The following is an 18,740-nucleotide window of genomic DNA, read 5'->3' on the forward strand; positions in this document are numbered from 1 at the left end:
GCTTTGGGCGCCGCAGTATCGGCCGGCTTGGCAGCCGCCGGGGCTGCCACCGCGCGCACCGCGCCCTGACAGCTCGATGACAGGCTCGACATGTTCTTCTGCAGGCATTGCAGCGATGCTTCGCCACCCGGCGGAACGCTGGAGCAATGCGCCATGTAATCGGAACGGCACTGGGACTTGATCGCGTCACGTTGCGCCTGGGTTGGCGCTTGCGCAAGCGCGGGTGCTGCAATTGCTGTTATCGCCGCCGCCAACAACGGCCCAAATGTTCTCGCGCGCGTCAATGTGTTGATCATTTGAATAATCCTTTTGTTGTCGCCGGAAGCCCGCCGCTTCAACCGAAGTGATAATCTCGAAAGCGCCTGAAGAAAAAATCGGCCTGCATCATTTTCGCTTTCCGGTTCCGCTGCAAGCGGATTGTTGCTATTTTCATGGGGTAGCGGAAAGCCGATTTTTGAATAATGCCTTTTCCAGAAACAGAACCGATTGGGGCACTGAAAATGAAGGCTGCGCGTTCGCCTGCACGTTCGAGATCATACGGCACCGCTGCACAAAAGGGCGCGATCGCCTGCCGTGCGGTCTTCGCTATCGCGGCGATTTGTGTCCTAAGTGCCTGCGAACAAAATACTTTTGTCCAGCCTCCGCCGGCGAAAGTCGATGTAGCGGTGCCGGTCCAGCGGTCGTTCACGCGCTATCTGGAAGCGACCGGCAATACGGCAGCTTTCAAGAATGTCGATCTGGTCGCGCGCGTGCAGGGCTTTCTGCAATCGATCAATTATAAAGACGGCGCCTATGTAAAGGAGGGCACGTCGCTCTTCACGATCGAGCCTGAAACCTACAAGCTGAAGCTCGAACAGGCGCAGGCCGCCGAGACCGGCGCGCAGGCGACGCTGAGGCAGGCCGAGGCGGACTTCAAGCGTCAGCAGGAATTGGTGCAGCGGCAAGCCGTTTCGCAGGCCACGCTGGATACGTCGACCTCGACGCGTGACAACGCCCAGGCAAGTCTGCTGCAGGCCCAGGTCAATACCAAGATCGCGGCGGTCAATTACGGTTATACCAATGTGGCTGCGCCGTTCGACGGCGTCGTCAGCGCGCATCTCGTCTCCATCGGCGAACTCGTCGGGGCATCGACGCCGCCGACGCAACTCGCCACCATCGTGGCGCTCGATCCGATCTATGTAAATTTCAACGTCAATGAGCAGGACGTGCTGCGGATCCGTGAGGAAGCCCGCCGGCGCGGGATGACAGCCGATGATCTCCGGCAGTTGCCGGTCGAGATCGGGCTGCAGACCGAGACAGGCTTTCCGCACAAGGGCAATCTCGACTACGCCGCAGCGACGCTCAACCAGGCGACGGGCACGCTTCCGGTGCGCGGCGTGCTGCGCAACGCGGACCGTGCGCTGTTGCCGGGATTTTTCGTTCGGGTTCGCGTGCCGGTGGATCAGGTGCAGAACGCGCTGTTCGTGCCTGACGTCGCCCTCGGCGCCGACCAGGCAGGACGCTATCTGCTGGTCGTGAACGGCGAAAATATCGTCGAACAGCGCAAGGTGCGGGTCGGTCCGCTGGACGGCGGACTGCGTGTCATCGAGGAGGGCCTGAAGGCCGACGACCGCGTCGTCACCGCCGGGCTGTTGCGCGCGATTCCCGGCCAGAAGGTCGATCCGCAACTGAAGAAGATCGAAACACAGCCAACTGCGGCCAAGTAGGAGCCGGGCCATGATTTCGAAATTTTTCATCGAGAGGCCCGTTCTTTCCAACGTCATCGCGATCCTGATGATCCTGATCGGCGGCGTCTGCCTGTTCCGGCTGGCTGTCGCGCAATATCCTGAGGTCGTGCCGCCGACGGTGCAGGTCACCACCCGCTATCCCGGCGCCAGCGCGAAAACCGTGATCGATACGGTGGCGCTGCCGATCGAGCAGCAGGTCAACGGCGTCGAGGACATGCTCTACATGCAGTCCTACAGCGGCGCCGACGGCACCTATACGCTGACCGTTACGTTCAAGATCGGCACCGACCTCAACTTCGCGCAGGTGCTGGTGCAGAACCGGGTGTCGAGCGCGCTGGCGCAACTGCCGCAAGCAGTGCAGAGCCAGGGCGTCACGGTGCAGAAAAGATCGACAGCGATTCTGCTGTTCGTGACGCTGACCTCGCCGAAAGCGACCTATGACAGTCTGTTCCTGAGCAACTACGCTACCATCAATATCCGCGACGAGCTGTCGCGTCTGCCTGGCGTCGGCAATGTCACCGTGTTCGGCGCCGGCCAGTATTCGATGCGGGTGTGGCTCGATCCGAACAAGCTGTATGCGCGCAACCTGATGCCGCAGGACGTGATCAACGCGATCCAGCAGCAGAGCCAGCAGGTCACGGCGGGCCAGGTCGGAGCGCCGCCGGCCCCTGCAGGGCAGGCGTTCCAATATACGCTGAACGTCGCCGGGCGGCTCGACGACACCACCGAATTCGAGAACGTGATCGTCAAGACCGGCAGTAGCGGCGATGTCACGCGCGTACGCGACGTCGGCTGGGTCGAGCTTGGCGCCCAGACCTACAGCCAGGTGTTCTCGTTAAATAACAGGCCGGCCACCGGCATCGGTGTGTTCCAGTCGCCCGGCGCCAATGCGCTCGAGGTTCAGCAGGCCGTCGAGAAGAAGATGCAGGCGCTGGCGAAGGCGTTTCCGCAGGACATAACCTACGACACGCCATTCGACACCACCAAATTCGTCTCGGAATCGATCAATGAGGTCTACAAGACGCTGATCGAGGCCGGCCTTCTCGTCCTCGTCGTGATCCTGGTCTTCCTGCAGGACTGGCGCGCAATGCTGGTGCCGGCGACCACGGTGCCGGTGACGATCATCGGCGCCTTTGCGGCGATGGCGGCGCTCGGCTTCACCATCAATATCTCGACCTTGTTTGCGATCGTGCTCGCGATCGGCATCGTGGTTGATGACGCCATCGTCGTGGTCGAAGGCGCTGCGCACAATATCGAGAAAGGCATGTCCGGCCATGACGCCGCGATCAGCGCGATGAACGCCCTGTTCGCGCCGATCGTCGGCATCACGCTGGTGCTGATCTCGGTGTTCCTGCCGTCGGCGTTTCTGCCTGGGTTGACCGGGCAGATGTATGCGCAGTTCGCGCTGGTCATTGCCGCAACCGCGCTGCTCAGCGCCATCAACGCGGCGACGCTGAAGCCGACGCAGTGCGCCTTGTGGCTGCGTCCGCCCGCGCCGCCGGAACAGCGCAACTTCTTCTACCGTGGCTTCAACGCGGTCTATAACCGCCTGGAGGCCTGGTATAGCCGGCTGATCGGCCGTCTCGTCGCGCACAGCAACATTTCGGTGATTTGCGCCCTGATTCTGATCGCGATTGGCGGCTATGGCCTGTCGCGGGTGCCGACCGGCTTCATCCCGATCGAGGATCAGGGCTATCTGCTGGTGGCCGTGCAACTTCCTGACGGCGCATCGCTGGATCGAACACAGCGCGTGCTGACACGGGTCAGCGAAATCACCGGCAAGGCGCCCGGCGTCGATCAGGTGATCACCATCGCCGGCATCTCCGCGCTCGACAATTCTTCCAGCCTCGCGAACGCCGGTGTCGCATACCTGATCCTCAAGGAGTGGAGCGCGCGGGGCGAGGGCGAGGATCTGCGATCGCTATTTGTCGGGTTGAACGAGAAGCTCTCGGTGATCGATGAGGCGCGGATCCTGGTTGTGCCGCCGCCGCCGATCCAGGGCATCGGCAACGCCGCCGGCTTTGCGATGCAGGTGCAGTTGCGCGACGGCAGTTCCGATTTCAGCAAGCTGCAAGCCGTCACTGGCGCGATCGTCGCCAATGCGTCGTCACAGACCGCGCTGCAGCGTGTGAGTTCGCCGTTCCGCTCGACGGTGCCGCAGTTCGACATCGAGGTGGACCGGATCAAGACCCAGACCCTGCATGTCACGACCGACCAGATCTTCTCGACGCTGTCGTCCTACATGGGTTCCAGCTTCGTCAACCAGTTCAACAAGTTCGGTCGTACCTTCCAGGTCTATGCGCAGGCGGACTCCCAATTCCGCCTGACGCCGCGTGACATCCAGAACATGATGGTGCGCAACAGCAATGGCGACATGATCCCGCTCGGCACGGTAGCAAAGATCACGCCGGCGGTGGGACCGTCGCTGATCAGCCTGTACAACCTCTATCCCTCCGCAACCATCATCGGCCTGCCGGCCACGGGCTACAGCTCGGGACAGTCGATGAAGCTGATGGAGGAGATTGCGGCAAAGACGCTGCCGCCGGGTACCGGCTTCGAATGGACGGCGATGTCGTACCAGGAGAAGGTGGTGGGCGGGCAGATCTACTGGGCGTTCGGCCTTGCCCTGCTGCTGGTCTACCTCGTGCTGGCCGGACAATATGAGAGCTGGTACGCGCCGATCTCGGTCATTCTCGCGGTGCCGCTGTCGCTGCTCGGCCCGATGCTGGTATTGAGCGGGCTCCGGATCGAGAACAATCTCTATACCCAGATCGGCATCATCCTGTTGATCGCGCTGTCGGCCAAGAACGCCATCCTGATCGTCGAGGTGGCGCTGGAGCTTCACGTGCGCGATCGCAAACCGCTGCTGGAATCCGCGGTTGCGGCGGCGCGCGCACGCTTCCGCCCGATCCTGATGACGTCGTTCGCCTTCATCCTCGGCGTCGTGCCGCTGGTGCTCGCCACCGGCGCCGGTGCCAATGCGCGGAAGTCGATCGGCATCACCGTGTTCTCGGGCATGCTGGCCTCGACCTGTCTCGCCGTGCTGTTCGTGCCGACGTTCTTTGTCGTGATCCAGCGGTTCGAGAACTGGCTGAAGGAGCGGAAGGCGAAGAAGGCGGGCGTGCAGGCTGCGCCGCAAGCGCCTGCCGCCGGGCATTGATTCGTAGATCCGTAGATCCGTAGGGTGGGCAAAGCGAAGCGTGCCCACCAAACGTGAGCGCGAGTCGAGAGATGGTGGGCACGGCGCGAAGCGCGCCTTTGCCCACCCTACGCATCCGGACCCGGCCCTACACCCTCACCATGCGCTTGCCGCGGTTCTCGCCGGCGAGCAAGCCGATCAACGCTTGCGGCGTGTTCTCGATGCCGTCGATCACGTCTTCCTGCACCTTGAGCTTGCCTGACGCGACCCAGGACTGCAGGTCCTGCAATGCCGCGGCGCTCTGGTCCATGTAATCCATCACGATGAAGCCTTGCATGACGAGCCGCTTCACCACGATCAGGCCGGGCACGCCGCGCGGGCCATGCGCCGACGGCACGCCGTCATATTGCGAGATCGCGCCGCAGCAGGCGATGCGGCCGCGGTTGTTCATCAGCGACAGGCAGGCTTCGAGGATGTCGCCGCCGACATTGTCGAAATAGACGTCGATGCCCTTGGGCGCCGCGGCACGCAGCGCCTTGAAGGTGGCGCCGTCCTTGTAGTCGACCGCGGCATCGAAGCCGAGTTCGGACGTCAGCCAATGGCATTTGTCCTTGCCGCCGGCAATGCCGATGACGTTGCAGCCCTTGATCTTGGCGATCTGGCCGACGATCGATCCGACCGAGCCGGCGGCCGCCGATACGACGACAGTCTCACCTTCCTTCGGCTTGCCGACATGCAGCAGACCAAAATAGGCGGTGAGGCCGGCGATGCCGTAGACGCTGAGCAGGTGCGTCATCGGTTCCATCTTCGGCATCTTGTTCAGATGCTTTGCCGGCACGGCGGCGTAGTCCTGCCAGCCGGTGTCGCCGAACACGATATCGCCCGGTGCAAGTCCCGGCGCCTTCGAGGACACGACTTCCGCGATGCTGCCGCCCGCCATCACGGTGTTGGCCTCCACCGCCGCGCGGTAGGTGGCGCCGTGCATCCAGGCGCGGTTGGCGGCGTCGAGCGAGATATAGCGCGTTCGCACCAGCGCCTCGCCATCCTTCGGCGCGGGAACGCTTCCGTTGACCAGCTTGAAATGCTCGGGTCCGAGCTTGCCGGTCGGCTTCTCGACCAACAGGATCTGACGATTGACGGTGTCGCTCATGATGTTCTCTCCCCTTGGTGTCGTATTCTGACGTGCCTTCCGGATGATGATCGCGGACAAGCCGTTCGGTTGCAGCGATTGTGCGCCACGTTCAGAAAAAATCCAACTCTTCCGCGCGGCCGCCCCTGACGATCGTTGCGTATTCGACCGCCAGGAATAATCCGCCCGCCACATACACTTTTCGCTTCTGTGCCCGGGCCAAATCCTGCGAGAGGCGCACGGCCTCCGCGATCGTCGCGGCGACATCGATGTTCGCTTTGGGATTGCCGCGCCTGGCCGCCGCAGCGATCGCGTTCACGTCGGCTCCCTTGTGATGCGCCGCCGTGCAGATAATGGTGTCGGAGAAGGGCGCCAGCGCGCCGACGATCTCGTCCGCCTTCTTGTCGCGCGAAGCGCCGGTGACGAGAATCCAGCCGTCGGCGCCATGAACCGCGGTGAGGCCCGCAAGGGATTGTCGGATGCCGTCAGGGGTGTGGCCGACGTCGATCACGGTGAGCGGATCTTGCTGGATCACCTCGAGGCGGCCGGGCCATCGCGCGTCACGCAGGCCCGAACGGATGGCCGTTTCGATCCGCTCGGGCGCCTTGCGCGGGTGGCGTTGCAGCCAGAGCAGAAGCAGCGTCGTTGCGATGGCCGCGTTGTTGACCTGGAACGCGCCGGGCAGGCTCAATTCGATGTCGGGGAAATCGTAATCCCCGAAATGGAAATCGAAATGCTGGCTGGACGCCGCTGTAACCTCGTTGTCGATACCGATCTCGTCGCGTACGAACAGCGAAGTGCAGCCGCGCCAGCGATTATACTCGACAAGGTGCCGCCGCAGGCCGCCGCAGTTTTCGCCATAGATAATCGTGCCGGCGGCGGCGCAGGCGTCGCTCTTGTCCGATACGATCAGCTCGAGCGTGTTCCCGAGCAATCCGACATGTTCGTAATCGACCGAGGTGACGCAGGTTTCGCGGGCGCCGATCAGGCGAACAGGATCGTAGCGCCCACCGATGCCGGCCTCGAACACGGCGAAATCGCATCCGCTCTTCTGGAAGTGCAGGCAGGCGAGCGCGAACAGCGCTTCGAAAGCCCCGAATTGCTCACCGCGACGCTTCGCGACATCGTCGACCGCGGCGTCCACCTGAAGCTTCAGCCGGGCGAACGTATCGTCATTGATTTCGACGCCATCGACCTGGATGCGTTCGTTGAAACGAAACAAATGCGGTGAAGTGAAGAGACCCGTGCGCAGACCGTAAGCCCGGCCGATTCGCGCGCACATCGCCGCCGTGCTGCCCTTGCCGTTCGAGCCGGTTACCACCACCGAGATGCGCCGTAGCTGCGCGCGATCGACAGCCAGCACATCCAGCAGCTCCGCCATGCGCGCGAGGCAGATGCCGTCACCAAATTTCGGCAGGTCGAACACTACAATAATCCCGTGGCGGAGAAGGTGTGATGCCAGATCTTCAGGATCAGGTCACCCCGATCGGAATCCTCCAGCAGGCGGATCGCGGGGTTTGAATTCACCTCGATGATCTCGATTGTTTCCGGCTTGCCGCCGACATCGACGAACATGTCCACCGCCGCGACACGAAGCCCGAGCGCGCGGGCAGCCTGCCGCGCCAGCGTAACCGCCTTTTCGGATGGTGCTGGCGCCAGCACCATCGTGCCGCCCGCGCTCAGGTTCATCCGTCCGGGGATCTCGCGACGTTCGCCCTTCGCCGGCACCGCATCGAGCGATGGATCGGTGGCCGGCAGCGCCGCGGGCGACAGGCCGCGGGCGCGCAGCGCGTCGTTATGGGCGTCGAGCAGTTCGCGAATGCTGCGCGCGCCGTCGCCTGTGATGGATGGTGGGTATTTGCGCGCGCAGTAGAGCGCGTCATCGTCGAGCAGGAAGACGCGATATTCGATCCCTTCGACGATCGGCTGGATCAGGACGGCGTCGTAGTATTTCATCACGTCGTCGAGATAGCGACTGAGCGCCGCTTCGTTGTGAAGGACTTGCGCGAAATCGCCGCGCGATCCCGTGAGCGGTTTGACGAAGGCCGCGCCGCCCAGCTTTCCGAAATAGTCGATCGCGTCGCTGCGCTCGTGTCCCGCCGGGCGATGCGCGCGGTGGCGGTCGTGCAGGAAAAAGTATTCGCCGCCAAGCGCCGGCACGCCGGCGTCTCGCAAAATCCGGCTTGCGAAATATTTGTCGGATACCAGCGTCGAGGCGGTGGCATTGTTCTGCGGATACCAGGAGCATCGGCCGGCGCCGAAATGAATCTCGCGGTCGCGCGAGGCGACGCTGAACAGCAGTCCCGAGCCGCCGTCGAGGTCGCGAAACACGAGGCCAAATTCGGCACAGGCAAATTCCGCATAGACCGCCTGGTCCGGATAGAAGCCCGGTTTTCCCGTTCGAAACTCGCTTGGGCTTCGCATGCGATCTCTTTTGAAACGTTCTTAATTTGCCGTAGTCATTTATTGCCAGATGGGCCTCGAATTCAGCAAGTTAATTGCGTGAAGGCCGCATTAACGAAGCCGATCGAACCTTTTTGCAAAATAGACCGACAGCTATTCCGAGTTCTCAATTGTGCTGCAGGTCATATTGACTATGTGTGTGCCGTGCGCAAATGAAGCGCCAAATCGCCGATGATTTCGCTGATTTTTGGCACTTTGAGGCCCGAAGACCGAAACGTTCTACATCGAGACGTCAGGAAAAACGAAAACACATGAGCGCGTTCTATCGAGAGAAAGTTCTTTCTGTTCGCCACTGGACCGACACGCTTTTCAGCTTCCGGGCCACCCGCGATTCCGGTTTCCGCTTCCAGAATGGCCAGTTTGCGATGATCGGCCTCGAGGTCGAGGGCCGGCCGCTGCTGCGCGCCTACAGCATGGCGAGCGCCAATCACGAGGAAGAGCTCGAGTTCTTCTCGATCAAGGTCCCCAACGGTCCGCTGACCTCGAAACTGCAGAAGATCCGCGAGGGCGATGAGATACTGGTCGGCCGCAAGGCGACCGGCACGCTGATCACCGACAATCTGATTCCGGGCAAGCGCTTGCTGCTGCTGTCGACGGGCACCGGGCTGGCGCCGTTCGCGAGCCTGATCAAGGATCCTGACGTCTATGAGCGTTACGAGACCATCGTGCTCGTGCATGGCTGCCGGCAGGTTTCCGAACTCGCCTATGGCGAGGACCTGGTCGCCACGCTACGCGACGACGAACTGTTCGGGCCGCTATTGTCGGAGAAGCTGATGTACTACCCGACCGTGACCCGCGAGCCGTTCCGCAACCGCGGCCGCATCACCGACCTGATCTCGTCCGAGCAGCTGTTCAACGACATCCACCAGTCGCCGCTCAATATCGACACCGACCGCATCATGATGTGCGGCAGTCCCGGGATGCTGGAAGAACTGAAGGTGATGTTCGAATCCGGCGGCTTCATCGAAGGCAGCGGCAACAAGCCCGGCCATTTCGTGATCGAAAAGGCGTTCGTCGAGCGCTGATAAGTTTCCGGTCATCCCGGGGCGCGTCGAAGACGCGAACCCGGGATCTCGAGATTCCCCGGTGCGCAATTGCGCACCTGAGGTCTGGTCCTTCGGACCATCCCGGAATAACAGCCGGCCATGTAGCCCACCCCATTCTCGCACTGCTATAACCATTCCCGAACGTCGCGCGGCGTATCCGATGCGACGACAACGGGAGTGCGCGCGTGTCGCTACTTGAGCAGACCGGCCGGGCCAAGACCGCCTTCGTGTTCGCAGGCGGCGGCAGCTTTGGCGCGATCCAGGTCGGCATGCTGCAATCGCTCGCCGCCTATGGCGTGACGGCGGACATGGTGGTCGGCTGCAGTGTCGGGGCGCTGAACGGCGCGTTCTATGCCGGCGACCCCACGCCCGACGGCGTGCGGCGGCTTGCCGCCATCTGGCGCGGATTGCAGCGGCACGACGTGTTTCCGATGAGCTGGCGCACAGTGCTGAGCTTCCTGTGGCGCCGCGATTTCCTCATTCCGCACGACGGCATCCGCAAGCTGATCGACGATCACATTCCTTATCGCAATCTCGAAGAGGCAAAGCTGCCGGTGCATATCGTCGCGACCGACATCATCTCCGGCGACAGCGTGGTGCTGTCGGAAGGCTCGACGGCGGAAGCGATCGTTGCGTCCACCGCAATTCCCGGCGCGTTCTCGCCGATCCGCTACAAGGACACCTATCTCGCCGACGGCGCAATCTCCTCGAACACGCCAGTCCAGGTCGCGGTGAAGCTGGGCGCAAGACGCCTGATCGTTTTGCCGACCGGGCATGCCTGCGCCAACCAGGCACCGCCGGTCGGCGCGGTCGCTAATGCGCTGCATGCGCTGACGCTGCTGATCGCACGCCAACTCGTCAACGAGCTCGAAATGCTCGGGCCCGACATCGAGTATTACGTGGTGCCGCCGCTATGCCCGCTGGTGGGTTCGCCTTACGATTTCTCGCGCACGGCCGATCATATCGACCGCGCCATTCTTTCCACCGATGCCTGGCTGGCCCAGCACAGCCTGCAGCAGGGCAGGATCCCGCACGAGATGCGGCTGCACAGCCACTGAGCCGAGGGTGGGGGACCCGGGTCGCTTCGCTGCATCGCAAAAGACGACAGGTTTATTTCAGCCCCGGGTGAGGCCGCCGATTATTTCTTCAAACCGCCGTCACTTCCGTGAGGACTGCTTCGTATATCGTATAGCGCGCGCTGCAGCGGTTGGACTAAGCTGCTGGCCGGCAAGGATAATCGGCTGAGGGATTCCATGGAAACGCTGCTGCTTCCGTTCTCGCCACGCTACATCGTGCTGACGGTCTGCGCCGTCGTCACGGCATTGCTGATCGGCATCGGGATTTTCGACCATAATGTGAAGGTGTGGGAAATCCTGCTGATCCCGATCGTGATTTTCGGCGCGCTGACGGTGCTCGGCATTCGCGATCTCCTGCAGAAGAATCATGCCGTCCTGCGCAACTACCCGATCTCGGCGCATATTCGTTTCCTGCTTGAAGAGATCAGGCCGGAGATACGGCAATACTTCTTCGAGAGCGAGAAGGACGGCATGCCGTTCTCCCGCGATACCCGCGCGCTGGTCTATCAGCGCGCCAAGATGCAGCTCGACAAGCGGCCGTTCGGCACCCAGGAAGACGTCTATCGCGAGGGTTACGAATGGATGCATCATTCGGTGGCGCCGAAGGCTCATGGCGGCGCGGAATTTCGCGTTACCGTCGGCGGCCCGGATTGCACCAAGCCGTATTCGGCATCGGTCTTCAATATCTCGGCGATGAGTTTTGGCGCGCTCAGCCCCAACTCCGTGCGCGCGCTGAATACCGGTGCCAGGAAGGGCGGCTTCGCGCATGATACCGGCGAGGGCGGTGTCAGTCCCTATCATCGCGAAAACGGCGGCGACCTGATCTGGGAGATCGGCTCCGGCTATTTCGGCTGCCGCAACCGCGACGGTTCGTTCAATCCGGAAGAGTTCGCCCGCGTCGCGGCCGACGACCAGATCAAGATGGTCGAACTCAAGATCAGCCAGGGCGCCAAGCCCGGCCATGGCGGCGTGCTGCCGGCAGCCAAGGTCTCGGAGGAGATTTCCAGGATCAGGGGTGTGGCGATGGGCGAGGATTGCATTTCGCCGGCCACGCACGGGGCGTTTTCGACGCCGCTGCAGATGATGGCCTTCATCGGCGAGATGCGCAGGCTGTCGGGCGGCAAGCCGGCCGGATTCAAGATGTGTATCGGCCACCCCTGGGAATTCCTGGCGATCTGCAAGGCGATGCTGGAAACCGGTATCTATCCTGATTTCATCGTCGTCGACGGCAATGAGGGTGGCACCGGCGCGGCGCCGCTGGAGTTCATGGATCATCTGGGCATGCCGATGCGCGAGGGCGTCAGCTTCGTCCACAACGCGCTGATCGGCATCAATGCGCGCGACCGCATCAAGATCGGCGCCGCCGGCAAGATCGCGACCGCCTTCGACATGGCGCGCGCCATGGCGATCGGCGCGGACTGGTGCAATTCCGCGCGCGGGTTCATGTTCGCGCTCGGCTGCATCCAGTCTCTGAGCTGCCACACCGATCGCTGCCCCACCGGCGTGTCCACGCAGGATCCTATTCGCGCCCGGGCGCTGGTGGTGCCGCTCAAGACCGAGCGGGTCTACATGTACCATCATGCCACCCTGCATGCGCTGTCCGAGCTTCTCGCCGCCGCCGGTCTCGACCACCCGAAGCAGCTGCGGCCTATCCACTTCTCGAAGCGGACGTCGAGCACGGAGGTGATGTCGTTCGCGAAACTCTACCCGACGCTGCGTCCAGGCGAGTTGATCGAAGGGACCCAGGATCCGCGCTTCCGCGACGCCTGGGCGATGGCGCGCGCGGATTCGTTCCAGCCGGTGGGATAAAAATCCCGGCGATTTCCCACGCGCTCTTGAATCTCGCCGGGATGGCTTTCTGGTAAGGTTCGCGTGGGCGCTTGGAATGGAACCCGCAAGAAAGCGATAATGCTCTACCTTGAACTCGGGATCGTGACGATCCTGATTGTAACCAACGGCCTGCTCGCGATGTCGGAGCTGGCCATCGTATCGTCGCGGCCGGCACGGCTCGCGGCGCTCGCTGAAAGAAACGTCAAGGGATCTCGCCGTGCGCTGGCGCTGGCATCCGATCCCGGAAAATTTCTCTCCACGGTGCAGATCGGGATCACGCTGATCGGCGTGCTGTCGGGTGCGTTCTCCGGCGCCACGCTGGGCTCGCGGCTGAGCGGCTTGTTGACCGCGGTCGGATGGTCACAGGGCGTAGCTGACGCCATAGGCGTCGGGCTCGTGGTGACCGTGATTACCTATGCCTCGCTCATTATCGGCGAACTGGTTCCGAAGCAGATCGCCTTGCGCGATCCGGAATCGGTGGCAGTGCGGGTAGCGCCCTCCATGATGCTGCTGGCGAAGATCTCGCTGCCGGCCGTCTGGCTTCTTGATCGGTCCGGCAAGGCGCTGCTGTGGTTGCTGGGTCACCGCGGCGCGGCAGGCGAGAAAGTCAGCGAGGATGAAATCCGCACGCTGGTCGTCGAGGCCGAAAATGCCGGCGTGCTCGAGCCCGGCGAAAAGGAAATGATCGCCGGTGTGATGCGCCTCGGCGATCTTCCCGTCGGCGCCGTGATGACGCCGCGCCGGGAGGTCAGCATGATCAATCTGACCGACGACATGCAAGCCGTCCGCGCCGCGCTCGCCGCCAGCAGCCATTCTCGCTTTGTGGTGTTCGATCCGGCCACCGATGCCGCGGTCGGCATCGTCCAGGCCAGGGATATGCTGGACTGCTATCTGTCGGGGCAGACACCCGACATCGCCAGGCTGGTCCGTACCGCGCCGGTCATTCCGGAATTTCTCGATGCGAGGGACGTCGTCGCCATCCTGCGCGACTCCCCTGTCCACATGGGACTGGTTCACGATGAATATGGCGGGTTTCAGGGCGTGGTGACCAGCGCCGACATCCTGGAATCGATCGTCGGTGGTTTCCACACCGAGGAGGGGCCGCCGGAAGCAGCCGTCATCAGACGCGACGACGGTTCGTATCTGATCTCGGGATGGATGTCCGCCGTCGAGTTTGCGTCGCTGCTCCGGTTCGAGTTGCCGGTGTCGCGTCATTACCAGACGGTTGCGGGATTCCTGCTCAACCATTTCGGCCGGATCCCCGGTGTCGGCGATCACATTGAGGTGGACGGTTGGCGTTTTGAGATCGTCGATCTCGATGGTCGACGCATCGACAAACTGCTGGCTACAAAAATCAGCGATGTCTCGGTTCAGGCAGACACGTGAGCATCGCCCGATGTCGTCCCTGCGAACGCAGGGACGACGAAGAACCTAAAACTCCCCGTGCAGCCTCCCGGAGAATACGTGGACCGGGCCGCGGTCGGCGTTGTAGGCGGGATTGGTGACGAACTGGTAGTCCGCCGTCACCGTGATCGCCTTGGTGACCGCGTAGGCGTAATAGGTCTCGACGATGCGTTCCTTGCGGTAGTTGAGCTGGCCGTCGCCGATCAGCGGGCCGAGTCCGCCGGCGGCGATGAAGTCGCGATGATCGTTCGACAGCGCGTTGATCGCGCCGGCGATGCCGATGGTGTCGTCGGGCCGTCCCCATTTGGTGCCCTTGATCGAGGTGCCGAGCGAGAGCGAGGCGTCGATATCGGTGAATGACATGATCTCGGTCTTGCCGTTGTTCCAGCTCCAGCGGCCGAACAGGCCGATATCGTCCGTGACCGACTGCTCGACGTTGAAGACGTAGCCGTATTTGAGCCGGCCCGTGCGCGTCAGCGCGATGTCCATATTGAGCGCCGGATCATTCAGCGTTTCGCGATAGCTGCCGGAATTGGCGCTGCTCACCCAGCCGATGGTGCGCAGCTTGCCCGGCCGGTTGAAGATCGAATAGCGCGTCTCCAGTTCGGCGACATACTGGCCGCGGCGGAAAACCTGCGTGTCAAAATTGTTGGAGTTGGATACCGCCCCCATCATGAAATAGCCGGCGCGCAACGCCCATTGCTTCTGGTTGAGCTCGGCGGTGAAGCCATAGGTCAATCCAAGCCTGTCGGCGGCATAGTCGAAGGCGCCGGGCGCCCAGATCGACCAGTTCAGGAAGTCACGGCGGGTGTCCTTCGCGTAGGAATTGCCGTCAAAGACATCGCCGACCGAGAGCTTGCCGGCCTGCAGCGTCAGGCGGTTGACGTCGACCTTGCCCGCAAGCTGCTGCTGCCCGCTGGCAAGCTCCTCCTGCTCGCCGCCAAATCCAAAAGTCTGGCGCACATAGAGCCGCGAGGTGTTGTAGTGCGGATAGGGGAAGTTCGACTTCTGCGCCTCGCCGCTGGTAAAGCCGGCGACGCCGACGGTGTCGCTGAGGCCAAAGCCCTGCAGCAGTTCGGGGTTGTAGTAGACCTCGCCGCCTTCCCAGAGCCTTGCGTTGAGGTAGAGGCTGTTGCTCCAGGTCGCCTGCGCCTGCCGCGCCGGCGTCAGGCTGTTGGTGCCGGTATAGGGCGCGCGGAATGCTGGATAACCCTGACCCAGATAGGTGCTCTGGCCGTGAATCTCCCAGCGATCGGATTCCGTATCGGTCAGGTCGGACTTCGGGGTGCGGCTGTTCGATCCCGGCCAGTCGACCTTGCGGTTGAGGCCGATCCGGATCTGCTGGAAATCGAGCGTGGAAGTGTGCTCCGCGCCCGAGGGGAAGCGAATATTGGCGCGATCGAACTGGCTGTAGAGATATTCGAGCTTGAGGCTCCAGTGCGGCGCGAAGGCGTATTCCACGCCGGCGCCGGCGGCCCAGCCAGGGCGGACATTGATGATCTTCTGGTCGGTGCCGACGTCGGGCGCATTGATGAACCGCTCGCCGGCAAAGGCGAAGCCACCGGTGGCGTAAACCAGCCAGTGCCCGCTCGCGTAGCCGATGCGGCCCCGCACGGTGCCGGCATAGTCGAACGCTTCGACGACCTCTGAACGCGCGCCGGTCAGTGTGGAGACGATCTTGTTCGAGGTGAAGTAGTTCGGAAACGTCAGGTCGGCTTCGACGCCGAGCAGCAGGCCGGACGGCATCTGAACATTGTAGCCGCCCTGGACGCCGCCGATAACGCCGCTGAAGACGCCGTGGGTCGAGACCGCCTGCGGATCCGATAATACCGCGGTCGAAGACCCGCGGCTGTAGCCGATGTGCCCGCCGATATAGAAGCCGCTCCAGTCGAACGCAGGGCGCAGATAAGGCGCTTTCAGCGGCATGTCGGCCGCGATCGCCGGGGTGCCGAGCGCCAGCGCACCGAACGCGGCGCCGGCCAGTGCACAATTCAGGGATCGGCGGTTGCGGTTCACGGTGCAGATATTCCCGGCGCAGCCTGCGCTTTGGTTGCCCGCCATCACCGCAGATTCGAACGCCTGCCGCCACCCAACAAATGAAGTCATCAATCCTGTAGCCCCAAGTCTCAAGGTTCTCCCGGCCGGCGTCGGACCGGAATACCGCCATTCACGCCCCCAATCCTTATTGCGACCAATTCGCAACAGCAAGGAGAAGGGGCGCCGCTACGGTTCGATGGCACCATTATGTGACGATGCTGCAACAGCCATTGCGATGTCGCGGGTGGGAAGGGGAGCGTTCGTTCGGGACAGATGGCTGACAGGTGTTCGGAGACATGGCTGACACGTCGTCGCCGGTTGCCGGCCGGTCCGTGCAAAAAGGTGACCCGCCCGGTGGGACGCCGGGCGGGTCGTGTTCGGCACGGGGGTGGATGAAGCGCCCGTGCCGGACGCAAATCCACGAGAAGCGTGTTCAGGGACTGATGTGGTTCGCTCAGGAAAGACGACGCTTCTCAAACAGCAACCAAGTCAGCCGAAAAAATCAGTAACCGCAGGTCCGGACGCGGCCGATGTAATTGCCGAAGGCGTCGTACTGGCGAACCCAGCCGCAGCGGCGATAGCCGTCGTAGTAGTAGCCGGGACCGGAAGCGGCGATCGCGGTGCCGACGATGGCTGCGCCAACGAGGCCGGCGCCAACACCCCAGTGCAGCGGCTTGGCCTGAGCCTGCGAGGAAGCCATGGCGCCGGTGACGGCGAGGGTAGCGAGAGCGATAGCGGCGAACTTGGTCTTGATCGACATGGAAGTCTCCATCCTGTGTTGAGCGGCCAGTGTGGTCCGCATGCCCAGTTGGACGGAGCGCCCTGGAAAGCGGTTCGAAAAGACCGCCGGAAATATGGTTTCGTCAATTATTTCCTAGAAAATACAATTAGTTAGGCGGAGGAATCTCAATTTCCTATTTTCCGAAGAAACAATTCCGGATCGAATGTGTCGACGTCCTCGAGCAATTCGCAGAATGCGCGTGCGCCGTGATCAAGCAGTTGTTCACCCTTCTCCGCGGAAGCCTGGGTGGCGTCGCCGACCGCACCGCTTTCGTTAAGGTCCTGCGCCTGCCATGCGAACGGGACCGGCCGATGCGCGGAGAGCCAACGAAATTTTTTCTCCATCGCAATGCTGGAGGATTCAAAATTGGCGATCGCTTGTTTTCGCACGGTGTGCGGATAGCGCGCCAGCATGATCGAGGTTTCGACCGCGCCGCCATGAATGCCGTGACGGATTTCTTCGGCGGAAAACAATCCGTCCGGCGCGCCGAAGCGCGACCAGCTCGTCGTCACCACGAGCAGGCCGTGATGCGCGCGCAGATCCTGCGCGACCAGCGACATCGCCGCGCTGTTGCCGCCATGGCTCGTGACAATCACGAGCTTGCGGATGCCGGCTTGCGCGACGCGCTCGCCGATCGCCATCCACGCCTTCAATGCGACATCGGTCGGCAACGTCTGTGTTCCCGGATAGTCGATATGCTCGGTGGAAATGCCGACTGGCTGCAGCGGCAGAAAGGTGACCGGCAGCGCCACAGGCACCAGTTCGCGCACCCGCGCAAGGTAGGCCTCGCCGATCAGGACATCGGTTTCCAGCGGCAGATGCGGGCCATGCTGCTCGGTCGCCGCCAGCGGCAGCACCGCGATCCAGTGCGCGGCGTCGGCCTGGGTGACCTCAGGCCAGTGGATCTCGGTCCAGTCATGGGGCGGAACGGTTGGGGCCATCGAGCGAAGCGTTTCTTTGGATGAATTTGCAGGGTAGTTTGTTAGATAGTCCGGGAATTGATCCAATCCCCGGCTACAGCCGTGGGACGATATCCACGTCCACTGCTTCCATCATGGGCCAGAACGATCGACGGAGTCCAACCATGAACCCGGCCTTTTTGCCGCGAGCGTTAACCGCAGGTCTTCTGGCGCTGGTTTCCGCCCTGATGCCTGCGCGCGCCCAAACCCTCGACAAGGTGTCATTTGGAACCAACTGGGTCGCGGAGGCCGAACATGGCGGCTTCTTCCAGGCGGTCGCCGACGGCACCTACAAGAAATATGGCCTCGACGTCACCATCGTTCCCGGCGGGCCCAATACCAACAACCGCATCCTCCTGACCGCCGGCAAGCTCGACTTCTTCATGAGCGCGAACACGCTGCAATCCTTCGATGCGGTCGCCAACAATGTGCCGCTGATCGCAGTCGCCGCGATCTTCCAGAAGGATCCGCAGGTTTTCCTGACCCATCCGGAAGCCAAGATCACCAAACTCGAAGACCTCAAGCCGCTGACGCTCTTGGTGTCCAAGGAGGGCGTGGCGAGCTACTTTCAATGGCTGAAATCCGAATACGGATTCAGCGAGAGCAAGGTAAAGCCTTACACCTTCAATCCGCAGCCCTTCATCGTGAACAAGCAGAGCGCGATGCAGGGGTATGTTACTTCGGAGCCCTACGCCGTGGAGAAGACCGCTGGCTTCAAGCCCGGCGTGATCCTGCTGGCCGATCACGGCTTCAATGCCTATTCGACGCTGATCGAGACGCGCCGCGAGATCGTCGAGAAGAAGCCGGACCTGGTGCAGCGTTTTGTCGATGCTTCCATGATCGGCTGGTACAATTATCTCTACGGCGATAATTCGGCCGGCAATGCCATGATCAAGCAGATGAACCCGGAAATGACCGACGAGTTACTGCGCTATTCCGTCGACAAGATGAAGGAATACGGCATTGTCGATTCCGGCGACACCTTGCGCGACGGCATCGGCGCCATGACCGACGCGCGGGTGGCGAGCTTTTTCGACAAGATGGTTCGCGCGGGCGTGGTTCGCCGCGACATCGACTATCGCCAGGCCTACACGTTGCGCTTCGTCAACAAGGGCGTCGGTCTCGACCTGCGGCCGAAGAACTGACGCG

General features: G+C 62.4%; 14 protein-coding genes and 1 pseudogene. 7 read left to right on the forward strand and 8 right to left on the reverse strand.

Annotated features, from left to right (window positions below; translation table 11 throughout):
- Both CQ12_RS33800 and CQ12_RS46960 read right to left on the reverse strand, forming a co-directional pair.
- A pseudogene (locus CQ12_RS33800) lies at positions 1-296 on the reverse strand (hypothetical protein); the annotation flags it as partial.
- A 38-nt stretch (positions 297-334) separates the two neighbouring features.
- Positions 335-688 carry a hypothetical protein gene (locus CQ12_RS46960; RefSeq protein ID WP_245310283.1) on the reverse strand — a complete coding sequence of 118 codons (354 nt, stop codon included), beginning with the start codon at positions 686-688 and terminating at the stop codon, positions 335-337.
- Between CQ12_RS46960 and CQ12_RS33805 the strand changes: the two genes are divergently transcribed.
- Together CQ12_RS33805 and CQ12_RS33810 are read left to right on the forward strand one after the other, a co-directional pair.
- Positions 597-1,706 (forward strand): efflux RND transporter periplasmic adaptor subunit, encoded by a 1,110-nt coding sequence (locus CQ12_RS33805; protein ID WP_245310279.1) that lies wholly within the window; start codon positions 597-599, stop codon positions 1,704-1,706. The genes CQ12_RS46960 and CQ12_RS33805 overlap by 92 nt on opposite strands.
- Before the next feature lie 10 nt (positions 1,707-1,716).
- Positions 1,717-4,887: an efflux RND transporter permease subunit gene (locus CQ12_RS33810; protein WP_057839612.1), complete on the forward strand. Its 3,171-nt coding sequence runs from the start codon at positions 1,717-1,719 to the stop codon at positions 4,885-4,887.
- 127 nt (positions 4,888-5,014) lie between these two features.
- Here CQ12_RS33810 and CQ12_RS33815 read toward each other — a convergent pair whose 3' ends face one another.
- From CQ12_RS33815 to CQ12_RS33825, 3 genes are all read right to left on the reverse strand, one after another.
- Positions 5,015-6,016, reverse strand: coding sequence for an NADP-dependent oxidoreductase (locus CQ12_RS33815; protein ID WP_057839613.1), 1,002 nt, complete (start codon positions 6,014-6,016; stop codon positions 5,015-5,017).
- Between the two features lie 91 nt (positions 6,017-6,107).
- A complete protein-coding gene (locus CQ12_RS33820; protein ID WP_057839614.1) occupies positions 6,108-7,421 on the reverse strand; it encodes a bifunctional folylpolyglutamate synthase/dihydrofolate synthase in 1,314 nt (437 codons plus the stop codon).
- Positions 7,421-8,419 (reverse strand): hypothetical protein, encoded by a 999-nt coding sequence (locus CQ12_RS33825; RefSeq protein WP_057839615.1) that lies wholly within the window; start codon positions 8,417-8,419, stop codon positions 7,421-7,423. The genes CQ12_RS33820 and CQ12_RS33825 overlap by 1 nt, the downstream gene beginning before the upstream one ends.
- Before the next feature lie 290 nt (positions 8,420-8,709).
- Between CQ12_RS33825 and CQ12_RS33830 the strand changes: the two genes are divergently transcribed.
- The 4 genes from CQ12_RS33830 (at position 8,710) to CQ12_RS33845 (ending at position 13,796) form a co-directional block, all read left to right on the forward strand.
- Positions 8,710-9,483, forward strand: a complete 774-nt coding sequence (locus tag CQ12_RS33830; protein WP_057839616.1) for a ferredoxin--NADP reductase — start codon at positions 8,710-8,712, stop codon at positions 9,481-9,483.
- Positions 9,484-9,689: 206 nt separating this feature from the next.
- Positions 9,690-10,562, forward strand: a complete 873-nt coding sequence (locus CQ12_RS33835) for a patatin-like phospholipase family protein (RefSeq protein ID WP_057839617.1) — start codon at positions 9,690-9,692, stop codon at positions 10,560-10,562.
- Between the two features lie 195 nt (positions 10,563-10,757).
- On the forward strand, positions 10,758-12,389 hold the full coding sequence (locus CQ12_RS33840) for an FMN-binding glutamate synthase family protein (RefSeq protein ID WP_057839618.1): 1,632 nt from the start codon (positions 10,758-10,760) through the stop codon (positions 12,387-12,389).
- Positions 12,390-12,488: 99 nt separating this feature from the next.
- Positions 12,489-13,796, forward strand: coding sequence for a hemolysin family protein (locus CQ12_RS33845; RefSeq protein ID WP_057839619.1), 1,308 nt, complete (start codon positions 12,489-12,491; stop codon positions 13,794-13,796).
- Positions 13,797-13,841: 45 nt separating this feature from the next.
- On the opposite strand, the gene CQ12_RS33850 is transcribed toward CQ12_RS33845, so the two are convergent.
- The 3 genes from CQ12_RS33850 to CQ12_RS33860 form a co-directional block, all read right to left on the reverse strand.
- Positions 13,842-15,740, reverse strand: a complete 1,899-nt coding sequence (locus CQ12_RS33850) for a carbohydrate porin (RefSeq protein WP_057839722.1) — start codon at positions 15,738-15,740, stop codon at positions 13,842-13,844.
- Between the two features lie 613 nt (positions 15,741-16,353).
- Positions 16,354-16,611: a hypothetical protein gene (locus CQ12_RS33855; protein ID WP_057839723.1), complete on the reverse strand. Its 258-nt coding sequence runs from the start codon at positions 16,609-16,611 to the stop codon at positions 16,354-16,356.
- A 146-nt stretch (positions 16,612-16,757) separates the two neighbouring features.
- A complete protein-coding gene (locus CQ12_RS33860; protein ID WP_057839620.1) occupies positions 16,758-17,573 on the reverse strand; it encodes a creatininase family protein in 816 nt (271 codons plus the stop codon).
- Between the two features lie 143 nt (positions 17,574-17,716).
- Here CQ12_RS33860 and CQ12_RS33865 point away from each other — a divergent pair, with 143 nt between their 5' ends.
- Positions 17,717-18,736 (forward strand): ABC transporter substrate-binding protein, encoded by a 1,020-nt coding sequence (locus tag CQ12_RS33865; protein WP_057839621.1) that lies wholly within the window; start codon positions 17,717-17,719, stop codon positions 18,734-18,736.
- The last annotated feature ends 4 nt before the right edge of the window (positions 18,737-18,740 follow it).

Source organism: Bradyrhizobium jicamae, assembly GCF_001440395.1.
GTDB lineage: Bacteria > Pseudomonadota > Alphaproteobacteria > Rhizobiales > Xanthobacteraceae > Bradyrhizobium > Bradyrhizobium jicamae.